Raw genomic sequence first — 13450 nt, forward strand, 5'->3', positions numbered from 1 at the left:
ATCATTGAGTACATAAACTATTACAATAACCACAGAATCAAATTAAAACTAAACGGCTTGAGTCCAATACAATATCGAACTCAAGCCGCTTAATCTAAAAAGTCCAACCTTTTGGGAGCACTACAAAGGTCCGGCTTTTTTATTTCTCCGTTTTTCGGAGATTTCCTCTTCCCGTTCGGAGATATTCTCGCCTTTTAAATCCCTACCCGATTACAATACGACTTAATTTTACTTTATCGTCATGATTGGCGTTGAATGATTGTTTGTTAAAAATCCATTTACGTGAAGTCCTTGTTTGAGATCGGGGAGCTGATTGATATGCATGAGCGCCGGTTGGAGCAGTATGTGGGTGCATATCAGCGGTATACGGATAAGTTGACCCATTTGCTTTTTATATATTCTGCGGTAGCGATTTTTTTGATGCCGATAACGCTGGATTTGTTCAAATCCGGGAGGGAGGTGCATGTGGTGTATTATGCCTGTTACTTGCTGTTGTTGGGTATGCTGGCGGTGTCGGTGTTTTTCGCGGGGCGGTTGATCATGCCGAAGGAGTCGGTGTTGCCGGAGCCGTTGGGTACTTATACTGACTTGCAGAAAGAACTGGAGGCGGCGGGATTTGATGCGGGGGATATTGAACGGATGCTGACGAGGCAATATCTCCGTGATATGATGGACCTGTTGACTATCATGGCAGTGATGGCCAAGAGGAAGGAAAACTATTATCGTTGGATGTTTAATTGGGGGCTGGCAGCTATTGTGCCCTACATCGTTTGTTTAATATTTCATTTGATATATGAATTTACTACTACGTAAAATTTACCAGGAGACGTTGAGGGATTTTGTTGATTTTTATCGGATGTCCTGGATCATGGACAAGTGGCACCGGCGTTCGCGTAAGTTGCCGAGGTTAGATACCACAGACTATTTCATCGCTTTTTTTGCCGACGACTGGCCTGAGGATTTTAAGCACAGGGAGCGCCTCAAAGCATTTGAGAAGCGGATGACGGAATACAAAAAGGGGCGCTGGTTACCTAACTGGTGGAGAAGGCTTACCGGGTTGGAATTGCTGGAGAAGCCGGTCTTCAAGCCTTTTAACAGGGCAGAAGTGGAGGATGCGCTGCATAAACATTGCGAAGCACGAAGAATGGAGAAGGAAGAATTAAAGTTTCTGCATGAGCCTTATCTGTAGAATAGGCCATAGCCTGAACTTTTAGAATTACTGCCCTGCAAACAACAAAAAGATCGCCGGTCTTTTATGGAAATCGGAGGTATCCTTTTTCCATTGGGCGATCGTTTGCGTGCGGATGAATTCTGTGGGTGCAGTGAGGTCTACGGCTACGCAAAGGAGTGTGCGGTCGTTGGTGTTTTGGAGAATATCTTTCAGCAATTGATTGTTGCGATAGGGTGCTTCGATGAAAAGTTGGGTTTGCTGTTTTTTTGCGGAGGTGGTTTCCAGGTCTTTGATGGCTTTGGCTCTGTCGAGGGGTTTTACGGGCAGGTAGCCGACGAACTGGAAGTGCTGGCCGTTCATGCCGGAGGCCATCAAAGCGAGGAGCATGGAGTTGGGGCCGACCATGGGTACCACGGTGGCTTGCACCTGGTGGGCGGCCTGAACAACGAGGTTGCCGGGATCGGCAACGGCGGGGCATCCGGCTTCGCTGATGACGCCGATGGAATGGCCTTCCTGGAGGAGCTTTTTGGCCCTGGCGGTGTCGGGAGGATTATGCTCGTTCATGAGCAGGAGTTGGAGGCTATCGATATCGATGGATCGGTCGAGGGCTTTGAGGAACCGGCGGGCGGTCCGTTCATTTTCCACGAAGAAAATGCGCAATTGCCGTACTGTGTCGGTGATATACGGAGGAAGGCTGAAAAGCGCATCAGCGCTGAGGACCGTCGGAATGAGATATAATTTCCCGCTTTGAGACATAATCGATGCTTTAGGGTTCGGGGAATAGAGGCTGTGCAGACGGAGCTGATCGAAAGACAAGGTAATTTGCTTTTCCGTTCTGAGATACCTGCAAAGAACGCGGTGATTCCGTCGGATGCGGCTTGGGCCCGTTCAATTGCTTGTCTGTAGCTCCTTTTCCCGAATTCCGGCAAAGATAGGGATTCAGGACTACTCTGCCGTCCCCATGGGCAGCCGTTGCTGCTGCAAATGGATCGTAGCCGCAATCACCGCGTAGCAAGGCGCCAGCAACCATCCCAACACCGGGATGAACAGGAACAGGTAGAAAACCACGCCGTTCCCCATGGCCATACCCTTATGCTGACGGATATAGGCGATACTCTGCCGCATCGTCCAGCGGCGGCGCTCGAAACTGTAATCCATCATCGAAAATCCGAAATAATAACATTCCACCAGCATCGCTATCAACGGCGTCAACCAACCCAAAATCGGTACAAACGCCAGGATCGCCAAAATCAGCATCAACGCCGTCTGGTACACCAAATTCCGTAAAGATAACCGGATCCCGCGCCACAGATCTTTTAACAGCTGCGCCGTACTAAATGGAAAATCCTTCCCTTGCATGATGCTCTCCGTCTTTTCCGATAAATACGCGAAAAGCGGAGACCCCACTATCAAAAACAGGTATTTGAAAAAGGAAAAATACATGATCAGGAACACCATCCTCACCGCGAACCCCACCAGCAAAAAAAGGAAATTCACGAACCCGTTCTGTAACTCCTCGATCCACGTTTTCAACGTCAGCAGGTTCAGCACGTAATCAATGAATACGCCGGAATAATCCCACACATATATAATTCCCGCCACAAACATCAGGCAGTAAACGATCCCCGGGATCAAAATCCACTTCCACAGCCGATGTTCAGTGATGAATCGATGGGCAACACCAAAAGACTGAATAGCGCCTAGTACTTCTCTTAATGAAAACAACGTTCGCTTTTTTAAAATGGTAGCAAAAAATGTACTGGAGTTTTGCTCAAGCAACGGATGGGTCGAACGTAAATTAGTATTATTTTTCAGTATGCCTAAACTCGATCAAGCATTTTATCTCGAAAAAAATGTGCTGAAAGTAGCGAAATCCTTGCTGGGAAAGGTTTTGGTTACGGAAATCGACGGCGTCCGAACCTCCGGGCGCATCGTGGAAACGGAAGCCTACAACGGCGCGGTAGACAGAGCCTCCCATGCCTGGAACCACCGCCGGACCCAGCGCACCGAAATCATGTTCGCAGCAGGCGGCGTAGCTTATGTCTACCTTTGCTATGGCATCCACCACCTCTTCAATGTAGTCACCAATCTCCAGGAAGTGCCGCACGCCGTGCTCGTCCGCGGCCTCGAACCCCTCGACGGCATACCCGAAATGCTCCGGCGCACCGCCAAAACCAAACTCGACCACACCCTCACCGCAGGCCCCGGCAGCCTCTCCCGAGCCCTCGGTATCAACACCGCCCTCACCGGACAAAGCCTCCTCGGCAAAAAAATCTGGATAGAAGACGCTCCCGCCGTCCCCGCGAAAGACATCGTGGCCGGCACCCGCGTCGGTGTCGCCTACGCGATGGAAGACGCCTACCTGCCCTACCGGTTCTCCATTCGCGGCAACAAATGGGTCAGCAAAGGGAAAGGGCTTACAAGATAATTAGGCGTGACTGCAGCCGCCCAACGCCGCATCGTGCAAACGATCAACGATTTTATACGTCCCGTCCGTCCGGCCGCGGTCAGGGGAAAAGAAAAACGCCCACGCCAGTAACCGGGCGTGGGCGCTGCTTATGTAAAAATGTCAGCTTAGAATTTCGGGCAAAGCGTACCGTTCTTGTTGCTGTCGCCGCGTTTGCCGATGTAGATCACAGACAGTTCCATGCCGCCGCGATAATTGGAAGCGGGCTTCAGTGTAGATACGTTCAGGTCATAGCTCAAACCCACCTTGAAGCTGCTGAATTCCAGGCCTACATAGGGGTTCACTGCATCCTTCAACCTAAACCATGAGCCTACGTAGAAGATGGTCGGCGCATCGGGCATATCGTTCAGCAGGAAGCCGTAAGCCGCGCCCATCGTGGTTTCTACGGCCTGGTTCTGACGCATGTAATGTGCACTGAAGTGGATGCGGTTGCCGCCGTTCACCGGGAAAGAACCGCCGCCATGCACCGTATAGCGATAGCTGAGACGGTTGTTGTTGTTGTCCAGGAAAGTTTCGGTAGGCTGCGTGAAGTGATAATAGGAAGCGCCCAGGTAAATGTTGGAAGATTCTCCCACCAGCCCGCTATACAGCAAGCCCACGTTATAATCAAGATAACCGATGTTCGGGTTCATGATCGTTTCGCCGCTGGGCAGGGAAGGATCGTACCCGTTATCACCGATCTGCTGTTCGAAAATCAGCTTGGTCTGGTCTACCCTTTTCTGTGCATATGCCATCTGCACGCCCAGCCCCAACGTATGGTTGCCTTCCACATCAAGCCCTTTATGATAAGCCGTGCTCAATGCCACGAAGTTGGACGTCAGGGCGCCAGCACCGGTTTTGTCGTACAACGCCAGAATCCCTACGCCCCAGGTATCCGTATAAGGAATGCTGTTCTTCAGGATGCCGAAATCCGCCGCCAGCGTGCCCGTCACGTACGGAGACGCAATGCTGCGCCATTGGCTGCGGTAATTGCCGGATAAACGAAGATCGCCGGAGAAGTACCCCGTAAACGCCGGGTTCAGCGTAAGCGGAGACGCGAAGAACTGCGTGAAGTGCGGGTCCTGCGCCTTTGCAGGGCTGAATGCATAAAGGGCTATGGTTAATAGGAGTAGTAGTTTTTTCATTTCAATACTTCATCGGTTAAAGGCTGATAGGGACACTATACAATGCTAAGGTAGAAAATCAATTTTATATTTCAAATTAAATCTATATAACAATGCAGCGCATTGAAACAGACCCATTTGCAAAGCCTTCCGGAATCGCCCGATATACTGTTAGCCAGTGTCTTATTTGTTAAACGCGGATAATTACCTTTTGTTACTGCTGCACTTTTTCCCCGAACGCAAGGTCGCCGGCGTCGCCCAGGCCAGGTACGATATACCCCTTGGCCGTCAGCTCATCGTCGATATCACCCGCCCAAATGCTGATATTCGCATCCGCAGTCCGCTGCACATATTCAATCCCGATCGTACAGGCAATCGCCGTAACGATATGAATATGAGCGGGTTTGCCGAATTCTGCCAAATGCTCGATCGTTTTTACCAGGGAAGCCCCGGTAGCGAGCATCGGGTCGCTCAGGATCAGCACCTTCCCGTCCAGCGGTGGACAGGAAACATATTCCAGACTGATCTCGAAAGAACCGTCGCGGTTATGCTTTCTGTAGGCGGAAATGAACGCATGGTCGGCTTTGTCGAAATAATTGACGAGCCCCTGGTGCATCGCCAGTCCGGCTCTCAGGATGGTCCCGATCACTGGCTGGTATTTCAGCACCTGCATATGCGCGCTTCCCAGCGGAGTTTCGACCTCTTTGTCTACATACATCAGCGTTTTGCTGATCTCGTAGGCAGCTACTTCACCCAGTCTTTCCAGGTTTCGGCGGAACCGCATCCTGTCTGACTGGATCACTTCGTCCCTGATCTCGCTCATCCACTCGCCCACAAGTGAGTTGGTGTCACTCAGATTGATAATCATAACCCTGCTGTTTTGCGTTTCACGCCAAAATAGCACTTTTTTCGCTACCGGGGACGCTTTTTCCCATTGATAACATTATTCCTTCCGTGCCACGTCTGCCAACGCCATCGCTTGTTTCACCATGCTGATGAACTGGCTCCGGTACCCCTCGTCGTCGGCCCCCTTCAACCCGCCGGCAAGCTCCAGCGCTGAAGCGTAGCTCGACGTTCCCGCGAACCGGCTTTTCCGCAAAACCATCCCGAATTGCGCCACGGAAGCGGCTAAACGGAAGCTTTCGGGGCTGTCGCCGATCGGAACGGCCGTTCCCTTCAGTACCTGCGAGATCAGCTTGCTCCGGCCGCCGTCGGGGTTTTTATAGCGGACCTTCACCGTCAGCACTTCCTCACTGGAAACGATGCCCGTGGTTTCCGGCATCTGATATTTTAACGGGTCCACGGTAGCGTCTGTCAGCTTCACGCCCGGGGGCACCAGCTCGTACAGCGCCGTCACGCTATGACCGGAACCCATCTCGCCGGCGTCCTTTTTATCGTCGTTGAAATCCTCATCCGCCAGCAGCCGGTTTTCATACCCGATCAGCCGGTAAGCCTGCACCCTGGCGGGGTTAAATTCCACCTGCAGCTTCACGTCTTTGGCAATGGTAAACAGCGTGCCGCCGAATTCCGTGATGAAAGTGCGGCGCGCTTCCTCGAAATTGTCGATATAAGCATAGTTCCCGTTCCCTTTGTCTGCCAGCGTTTCCAGCCGGTTGTCCTTGTAATTGCCCATCCCGAAACCGAGCACGGAGAGGTATATATTCCCTTCCCGTTCCTGCTCGATGAGGCTTTCCAGGTCGCCCACGCTCGAAACGCCCACATTGAAATCGCCGTCGGTAGCGAGGATCACGCGGTTGTTGCCGTTTTTGGCGAAGTTTTCCCTGGCGGTGGCATAAGCCAGTTTGATGCCTTCCCCACCTGCCGTGCTGCCTCCCGCCTGCAACTGATCGATTGCAGTGAGGATCGTCGCTTTGTGGTTGCCCGGGGTAGACGGTAAAACCACGCCCGCCGCGCCTGCGTACACCACGATCGCTACGCGGTCTTGCGGCCGCAACTGCTTCACCAGCAAGCGGAACGCCTGTTGCACCAGCGGAAGCTTGTTTTGCGCATGCATGGAGCCAGACACGTCGATGAGGAACACGAGGTTGGAAGGAGGGAGATTTTCCACCGGGATTTTCTTTCCCTGGATGCCGATCCGCACCAGCTGATGCGCCGGGTTCCAGGGGCATTGGGCCAGGTCGGCCTGCACCGCTACCGGCGCGCCATCGGCCGGTTGCGCATATCCATAATCGAAATAATTGATCAGTTCCTCCACGCGAACGGCGTCCCTGTCCGGGAACCGCCCCATATCGAGCGCACTGCGGACAAGCGAAAACGAGGCCCGGTCCACATCCGAAGAAAATGTGCTCAAAGGCTGCTGCTTTACGTACTGGAAACGGTTGTCCCTGACGGGAGAAAACTCGTCCTGCGAAGCCATCGTAAAATTCCCCCGGAGACGGATGTCCGCGCTCCTGCTGCCATAGATTTGTGCCGCTGAAATAGTTGTGCTGGAAGCGGTGTGCGATACCATTCGCCGCGGCGCATAGCCAACCACCATCACCTCCTGTAATGCCGATGTCATGGACTTCAGTTCGAAGAGGTATAAGGTATCTGCAGAAGAATATTTCTGCAAACAGGTTTCATATCCAAGCGCCTTTACTTCCACCGAAAAATACTTTACCGGCACCTGGCAGGTAAAAATCCCTTTTTCATTGGTAACCGTTTTGGTACCGGTCGGGGTAATGTGGATGATAGCACCCGGAATGGGATCTTTGGATCGCGCATCGGTTACCTTGCCGGAGATGCGTACGGTTTGGGCAAAAAGTTGCCCGCACGCCAATATGATGGCGCATAGCAGGAGAATGCGTTTCATGGTCGGGAGGTTTGTTTCCCTACGGATGCATTCCACCGCCCCGATTCCATAAAATGATCCGGCCTTCCATTATCTTTGTTGAAAATTTTGAAATGGTATATCACGTAATCGGCTTGATGTCTGGTAGTTCGCTGGATGGTTTGGATGTAGTTTATGCGGAATTGACGGAAGTGAGCGGGCAATGGTCTTACCAGATCCACGCCGCGGAATGCATTCCTTACTCCGATCAGCTGAAAGCCTCCCTGGCCGAAGCCACCCGCCTCAACGCCCGTGATTACCAGCTCCTGCACACCGCCTATGGCCGGTTCACCGGCGAACAGGTGAACGAATTCATCGACCGCAACGGCCTTCACCACAAAATCCATTTCGTGGCCTCGCACGGGCACACCACTTTCCACATCCCCGAACAAAACACCACGGCCCAACTGGGATGCGGCGCCACCATCGCCGCGGTGACCGCCCTCCCCGTCATCAGCGACCTCCGTGCGGTAGACGTGGCCCTCGGCGGACAAGGAGCCCCCATCGTCCCCATCGGCGAAAAACTCTTCTTTTCCGACTTCAGTTACCTGCTCAACCTGGGCGGTATCGCCAATATCTCCGCAAAAAACGGTGACACCTACCGCGCTTTCGACATCTGTCCCGCCAACCGCGTGCTCGACGCACTGGCACAGCAGCTCGGCAAAGCGTACGACGAAAACGGCGCCCTGGCCGCCGGAGGCGTTACCGACAGCGCACTTCTCAACCAGCTCAACGGGCTGCCGTACTACGCGCAACCTTTTCCGAAATCGCTCGCGAACGACTTCGGTACGGAAACCGTTTTGCCCATTATTGCAGGACATACGCTGTCTGTTCAGGGCAAACTGCGGACCTACGTGGAACACATTGCCACGCAGATCGAAGCTGCGGTAAAAAGCCTGGAATTGCCTACGCAGGGCGCTAAAATGCTCGTAACGGGCGGCGGCGCTTTCAACCGTTTCCTCATCGAATCCATCGACGCGCGCCTGGATCCGCTGGGTATCACCATCGTAGTGCCCGACGGGCAAACGGCCGCCTACAAGGAAGCCCTCGTGATGGCGCTCATCGGCGCGCTCCGCTGGCGCCAGCAGCCCAACATCCTTTCGTCGGTTACCGGCGCCCCGCGCGACAGTGTCAACGGTGCGCTCTGGGTGTCTGAAGCCTAAGCTGTCGCTACATCCGTAAATGCAAATTGATCTCCGTCGAAAAGCCCCCTGTCACTGAGTTTCAGGTGGGGGATGACGAGCAGCGCCATGAACGATAAGGTCATGAAAGGCGCTTCCAGCTTGCTCCCCAGGGCTTTTGCAGCCTTGTCGAGCTGGCTGTACCTGCGCGCCGTATCGTACCCGTCGCCGGCGCTCATTAGCCCTGCCACCGGGAGCGGCAGGATGAATTCGTTGTTCCCGTCGATCACGCAAATGCCGCCTTCCGCGCCGATAAGCGCATTCACAGCACGGCAGATGCTTTCATCGTTTGCCCCTACTGCGATGATGTTGTGGCTGTCGTGCGCAACGGTGGAAGCGATGGCGCCGGAGCGCAACCCGAAATTGCTGATAAACGCCATTGCGGGCGGTGCGTCCTGGTAACGGTTCACGACGGCGATCTTCAGTACGTCTTGCGAAACATCGCTGTGGAGGAATCCGTTTTCGGCGGTAAGCCGGAAGGTGAGGGGATGAGTGATCAGCTGGCCATCCATCGCTTCGATCACTTTCACGGTGGAAACGGCCGCCGGAGCGGGGATCCGGAAATCGGCCTCCGATTTCGCGGTGCAATGGAAACGGTTGATGGGTTTCACGGGTACCGGCTGGATAAGGGTTTTGCCTGCAGCCGCCACCTGTTCGCCGCCGATCCAGGTTTCGAGGATATTGAAATCGGTGAGATTGTCGGCCAGGATGAAATCTGCCGGGTCCCCTTTCCGGAGGAGCCCCGCGGGAATGCCGTAATGCCGCACGGGATTGATACAGGCGGCCAGGAGGATATCGTAGATGTCGTGCCCCTTCGCCAGCGCCCGTTTTACCAGCAGGTTGATATGGCCTTCTTCGAGGTTATCGGGATGTTTGTCGTCGCTACAGAACATAACTTTCTCCGGATGGGAAGAAATCAGTGGTTCCAGGGCTTCGAAGTTCCGCGCGGCGCTGCCTTCGCGGATGAGGATGTGCATGCCGGCGGCGATTTTGCCGGTCGCTTCTTCCAGCGTAAAACATTCATGATCGGTGCTGATGCCGGCGGATGCGTATTGTGCGGCGGCGTCTCCGCGGAGGCCGGGCGCATGTCCGTCCACCGGTTTGCCGTATTTTTTTGCGGCGGCGATCTTGCCCATCACTTCCGGATCGTGCTGCAACACACCGGGGAAATTCATCATTTCGGACAGGTAGTGGATATCCGGGCGCTGCAGCAGCCGGTCCACGCCTTCCACCCCGATAGCGTCTCCCGCCGTTTCGAAAATGGTGGCGGGCACGCACGACGGGGCGCCGAAGCAGAAACGGAAGGGTACGCGGCTGCCGTTTTCCAGCATGAATTCCACGCCTTTTTCACCGCAGACGTTGGCGATCTCGTGCGGGTCCGACACGCTGCCGATAGTGCCGTGAACAACGGCCATCCGCGCAAATTCAGAAGGGATGAGCATGGAACTTTCCACATGAACGTGGGCGTCCACGAAACCGGGGAGGATGTAGCGGGAAGGGACCGGCCCATCCGCCGGAACAATGTCCGCGATCCGGCCATCGGTAATGGTAATTACCGCAGGATATGTTTTTCTGCCGGGAATATCGACCAGGTTCCCTGCCAGTTGCCATGTTTTCATGGGGTTAAAACTCGGTAAAAACTGTTAAATCGAAGTGAAATGATTTTGCCAGTTTCGGGGAAAAGATACATTTGTAGTCTAAATATCCATCATCAAAATCCGCTACAAAATGAAAAGAATTCTCGGGTTAACCATTGCCATAGCCCTTTCGGGAGCAGCCCTGAACGTTCAGGCGCAAACAGCTGATGAAGTGATCGGCAAACACCAGGCCGCCATGGGCGGTGAAGCCAAACTGAAAAGCATCAAATCCATGGTTTCCGAAGGCCAGCTGCAGGTGCAGGGCATGGAATTTCCCTTCAAGGTGTCCGTGATCAGCAATACCGGCATGCGCGTGGAATTCGATGCGCTGGGCACCAAAAACATCCAGGTGGCAACGCCCACCGGTGGCTGGTTCTTCCTTCCCATTCAGCAGCAAACGGAACCGGTAGACGCTTCCGCCGAAGATATGAAAGACGTGGGTTCCGAGCTCGACCTCGAAGGCGAACTGGTAAACGCCAAAGAGAAAGGGCATACGGTAGAACTGGTAGGGAAAGACAATACCGACGGAAAGGAGACTTTCAAGCTGAAACTCACCCGTAAAAACGGTTCGGTAGCATATTATTTCATCGATCCCGCCACTTATTACATCACGAAACGCCTAAGCACGGCCAGCATGCAGGGCCAGCAGATGGAAATCGTGACCAAGATGAGCGACTTCAAGAAAACCGACGACGGTTTCGTATATGCGTCGGTGATCGAACAGGCGCCGATGGAAACGAAAGTAGTGATCAGCAAAGTGGTGATGAACCCCGGCATTACCGCGAGCATCCTCGAAAAGCCCGCGAAATAAGCGCAGCGCATATAAAAGAGAACCGCCCGGCAGCGAAAGCACCGGGCGGTTTTTTTATGCGTACCGGCCGAGCATGTCGGCCGCTTCCTGTTTGATCCGGTCTGCCAGATGCTGCGGCTGCAACACTTTCACGCGGGCCCCGCTGCTGAGGAGCAGCATCACCAGTTCGTGGTTCACGACGATGCGGAGCTTCACGCGGCATTCTTCTTCATTGTCGATGAGGATTTCCTGGGAAGGGTGCATGGGCTGCGTTTTCACGTATTTGCCCTGCAGCGGCGTGTAGGACAGCACGATCTCTTCCGGGGCTCCCTCGGCCACGGTAATGCCGATGGCATTCTGGAACCAGGCGGCATCGTCGAAATTCTTGGCGTCGAACTTATCGTTGGTGGGCCAATGGTTGACGATGCGGTCGAGCGCAAAGGTGAGTACCGTTCCCCCGCGCGATTTCTGGCTTTTGCCGATGAGGTAGAAGCGGTGGTTGTATTCGCGGAGGTGATAGGGTTCCACCCAGTGCTCCTTGGGCTCGGTGCGGTCGAAGGTCTGGTACGCGATGCGGATGACTTCGAGGTTTTTGATGGCGTCTACGATATCGGGGATGAGCTCGGCGCCCTTGTACTGGGTGCCGCGGCTGAATTTGATGAGGCCCCGGTTCTCGAGGTCTTGCCGGTTCATCTTCACACTGGCGGCAATTTTCAGGATGGCGTCTTCGAACCGCTGGATGACGGGCAGGCTGCGGAACTGCTCGAGGATGCCGATGGCCACTTCCAGGCCCTGGAGGTCGGCTTCGTCTATCGGAACATTACCGATAGAGTAATTCTCATCTTCATATTGATACTTGCGCGTGCTGCGGTTGTACACGATCGGCGCAAAATAATTCAGATCGGGATCGTTGCGCATGTCCTCGATGTCTTTCTGGATCGTACGAACGGCGATGGTTTTGTCCATTTTCTCCGACACGAATTCCACCAGGTCGTCCAGGCTGGGATGGGGAACGCGCTTGTTGCGGAGGCGCTCGTCCAGCCAGCGGTAACGGGAAAGGGCGTCTTTGTTTTTGGGCATGGTACGGTTGTTTTTCGGGTTAAAAATAAAACATTTTCACTACGCATATCCTGTGCGTAGGCCACTTCTACTTTTGTATTGTCATCAATCAACAAATTATGAGAAAGGTATCCGTAACAACCGCAGCCCATCTGGAAGCCACCGCCATCAAGGTTGGGCAGATCATTCTGGACGATTCGCATTACCTCACCTGCTGGGGTTATATGCAAACGGCCGAGGGCTGGCGGAAATGCGACTTCGTAACTAATTACGACGTGCTCAATACCATGCTCCGCGCGATCGAAGACAAGAGCGAAGCCGTGCAAATGGCCATCGTTCAGAAGCTGGAACACATGGAGCAGATTCCCGAAATCATTGATTTTGAAGCCCAATTGGGCGAAGCCGTATTGTTCGACAATATCGCTTTCACCCTGGAACGGCCGCAGTTCAGCGGCGGCGACTGGGCAGATTACACGAACGACGACTGTTATTACATCCGTGCAGCCGAGCGGGTTACCCGCACCGAGGCGCTGGCCCGGGGAGTGGACCAATGCATGCAGGCGCTGGGCAAAAGCTACGAACTGTACCTGGGGTACCTGGAGCTGGAGTTCGACGAAGAATATGCCCGGGAACAGGCCGACCTGGCGGATGACATGAAATTTACACTGGCATTTTACGCCTACCGTCAGGCGGCGTAAGCAGTAAAATATCTGGGGAAGACAGGGGCGCTGCATTCTCCGTCATTCTCGGCGATCCCTGGTTTTCCCCGCTATCCGTTCGTTTGAAAACCCTTGAAGCAGGCGGGGCTCCGGCAAATGGCCGGCCCGCCGAGACGATCATCCCTTGTTACCCGGCCCGGCGCTGTGTTAAAACCCATCAAAAGGATGGGATCAGCGGCCGACATCCGTTGTGAGGAACCCCGGCGGCGGCCGGTCCCGGCCATCCGCCGCTTTTTTCGATCTGTTGTTGTTGCCCGCAGATCATCCATTGTCGCGCTTACAGCGAAAAGCCGCGGAAAGCGTGGCCGTTCATTGGAAAAACGGTGAAAAAAGGGCTCCCCGGTCTTTCACCCCATTGTTAACCCACTGACCCGTCCTGAAATAGGTTGACACAAATTTTCTCACAATGAGGAGATATCAATCACAGGGCGATGTCCGCCGTACGCAGAAGGATTATACGATGTCCTTTAAAATGCAGGTAGTAATGGAAATT

The 13450-nt window shown here is 54.0% G+C and carries 14 protein-coding genes; 7 read left to right on the top strand and 7 right to left on the bottom strand.

Features of this window, described 5'->3' with window-relative positions:
* The 3 genes from EJ361_RS25285 to EJ361_RS25295 all read left to right on the top strand — a co-directional run.
* A partial coding sequence (locus tag EJ361_RS25285; protein ID WP_164714262.1) for an IS3 family transposase occupies positions 1-93 on the top strand: 93 nt, incomplete at its 5' end.
* A gap of 189 nt (positions 94-282) precedes the next feature.
* Positions 283-813 (top strand): hypothetical protein, encoded by a 531-nt coding sequence (locus EJ361_RS25290; protein WP_126249366.1) that lies wholly within the window; start codon positions 283-285, stop codon positions 811-813.
* Entirely contained in the window at positions 794-1189 is a 396-nt protein-coding gene (locus EJ361_RS25295) for a hypothetical protein (RefSeq protein ID WP_126249367.1), read from the top strand. The genes EJ361_RS25290 and EJ361_RS25295 overlap by 20 nt, the downstream gene beginning before the upstream one ends.
* A gap of 27 nt (positions 1190-1216) precedes the next feature.
* Here the strand turns inward: EJ361_RS25295 and EJ361_RS25300 are convergent, their stop codons facing one another.
* Together EJ361_RS25300 and EJ361_RS25305 are read right to left on the bottom strand one after the other, a co-directional pair.
* Positions 1217-1987 carry an SAM-dependent methyltransferase gene (locus EJ361_RS25300; protein WP_240646738.1) on the bottom strand — a complete coding sequence of 257 codons (771 nt, stop codon included), beginning with the start codon at positions 1985-1987 and terminating at the stop codon, positions 1217-1219.
* Between the two features lie 129 nt (positions 1988-2116).
* A complete protein-coding gene (locus EJ361_RS25305) occupies positions 2117-2950 on the bottom strand; it encodes an EI24 domain-containing protein (protein ID WP_240646739.1) in 834 nt (277 codons plus the stop codon).
* 37 nt (positions 2951-2987) lie between these two features.
* Here EJ361_RS25305 and EJ361_RS25310 point away from each other — a divergent pair, with 37 nt between their 5' ends.
* Positions 2988-3599, top strand: a complete 612-nt coding sequence (locus EJ361_RS25310; protein WP_126249369.1) for a DNA-3-methyladenine glycosylase — start codon at positions 2988-2990, stop codon at positions 3597-3599.
* 146 nt (positions 3600-3745) lie between these two features.
* Here the strand turns inward: EJ361_RS25310 and EJ361_RS25315 are convergent, their stop codons facing one another.
* The 3 genes from EJ361_RS25315 to EJ361_RS25325 form a co-directional block, all read right to left on the bottom strand.
* Positions 3746-4762: a PorP/SprF family type IX secretion system membrane protein gene (locus EJ361_RS25315; protein ID WP_126249370.1), complete on the bottom strand. Its 1017-nt coding sequence runs from the start codon at positions 4760-4762 to the stop codon at positions 3746-3748.
* A 193-nt stretch (positions 4763-4955) separates the two neighbouring features.
* Complete coding sequence (upp, locus tag EJ361_RS25320) at positions 4956-5609, bottom strand: uracil phosphoribosyltransferase (RefSeq protein ID WP_126249371.1); 654 nt, start codon at positions 5607-5609, stop codon at positions 4956-4958.
* 75 nt (positions 5610-5684) lie between these two features.
* Positions 5685-7553, bottom strand: a complete 1869-nt coding sequence (locus tag EJ361_RS25325) for a YfbK domain-containing protein (protein WP_126249372.1) — start codon at positions 7551-7553, stop codon at positions 5685-5687.
* A gap of 92 nt (positions 7554-7645) precedes the next feature.
* Here EJ361_RS25325 and EJ361_RS25330 point away from each other — a divergent pair, with 92 nt between their 5' ends.
* A complete protein-coding gene (locus EJ361_RS25330) occupies positions 7646-8734 on the top strand; it encodes an anhydro-N-acetylmuramic acid kinase (protein ID WP_126249373.1) in 1089 nt (362 codons plus the stop codon).
* On the opposite strand, the gene ade is transcribed toward EJ361_RS25330, so the two are convergent.
* The gene (gene ade / locus EJ361_RS25335) at positions 8731-10371 is read right to left on the bottom strand and encodes an adenine deaminase (RefSeq protein ID WP_126249374.1); all 1641 of its coding nucleotides are present in this window, start codon (positions 10369-10371) and stop codon (positions 8731-8733) included. The two genes, EJ361_RS25330 and ade, sit on opposite strands and share 4 nt — an antisense overlap.
* Before the next feature lie 109 nt (positions 10372-10480).
* Between ade and EJ361_RS25340 the strand changes: the two genes are divergently transcribed.
* Entirely contained in the window at positions 10481-11200 is a 720-nt protein-coding gene (locus EJ361_RS25340) for a LolA family protein (protein WP_126249375.1), read from the top strand.
* 54 nt (positions 11201-11254) lie between these two features.
* Here EJ361_RS25340 and EJ361_RS25345 read toward each other — a convergent pair whose 3' ends face one another.
* Positions 11255-12259 carry a helix-turn-helix transcriptional regulator gene (locus tag EJ361_RS25345; protein ID WP_126249376.1) on the bottom strand — a complete coding sequence of 335 codons (1005 nt, stop codon included), beginning with the start codon at positions 12257-12259 and terminating at the stop codon, positions 11255-11257.
* Positions 12260-12357: 98 nt separating this feature from the next.
* On the opposite strand from EJ361_RS25345, the gene EJ361_RS25350 reads away from it, so the two are divergent.
* Positions 12358-12936: a hypothetical protein gene (locus EJ361_RS25350; RefSeq protein ID WP_126249377.1), complete on the top strand. Its 579-nt coding sequence runs from the start codon at positions 12358-12360 to the stop codon at positions 12934-12936.
* Positions 12937-13450 lie beyond the last annotated feature (514 nt).

This window comes from Chitinophaga rhizosphaerae, from assembly GCF_003958645.1.
Classification (GTDB): domain Bacteria; phylum Bacteroidota; class Bacteroidia; order Chitinophagales; family Chitinophagaceae; genus Chitinophaga; species Chitinophaga rhizosphaerae.

What these genes read in the sequence shown, in the direction of transcription:
- EJ361_RS25295 (WP_126249367.1), top strand. Translation starts at nt 794, where the DNA reads ATGAATTTACTACTACGTAAAATTTACCAGGAGACGTTGAGGGATTTT.
- EJ361_RS25310 (WP_126249369.1), top strand. Translation starts at nt 2,988, where the DNA reads ATGCCTAAACTCGATCAAGCATTTTATCTCGAAAAAAATGTGCTGAAA.
- EJ361_RS25315 (WP_126249370.1), bottom strand. Translation starts at nt 4,762, where the DNA reads ATGAAAAAACTACTACTCCTATTAACCATAGCCCTTTATGCATTCAGC.
- upp (WP_126249371.1), bottom strand. Translation starts at nt 5,609, where the DNA reads ATGATTATCAATCTGAGTGACACCAACTCACTTGTGGGCGAGTGGATG.
- EJ361_RS25325 (WP_126249372.1), bottom strand. Translation starts at nt 7,553, where the DNA reads ATGAAACGCATTCTCCTGCTATGCGCCATCATATTGGCGTGCGGGCAA.
- EJ361_RS25330 (WP_126249373.1), top strand. Translation starts at nt 7,646, where the DNA reads ATGGTATATCACGTAATCGGCTTGATGTCTGGTAGTTCGCTGGATGGT.
- ade (WP_126249374.1), bottom strand. Translation starts at nt 10,371, where the DNA reads ATGAAAACATGGCAACTGGCAGGGAACCTGGTCGATATTCCCGGCAGA.
- EJ361_RS25340 (WP_126249375.1), top strand. Translation starts at nt 10,481, where the DNA reads ATGAAAAGAATTCTCGGGTTAACCATTGCCATAGCCCTTTCGGGAGCA.
- EJ361_RS25345 (WP_126249376.1), bottom strand. Translation starts at nt 12,259, where the DNA reads ATGCCCAAAAACAAAGACGCCCTTTCCCGTTACCGCTGGCTGGACGAG.
- EJ361_RS25350 (WP_126249377.1), top strand. Translation starts at nt 12,358, where the DNA reads ATGAGAAAGGTATCCGTAACAACCGCAGCCCATCTGGAAGCCACCGCC.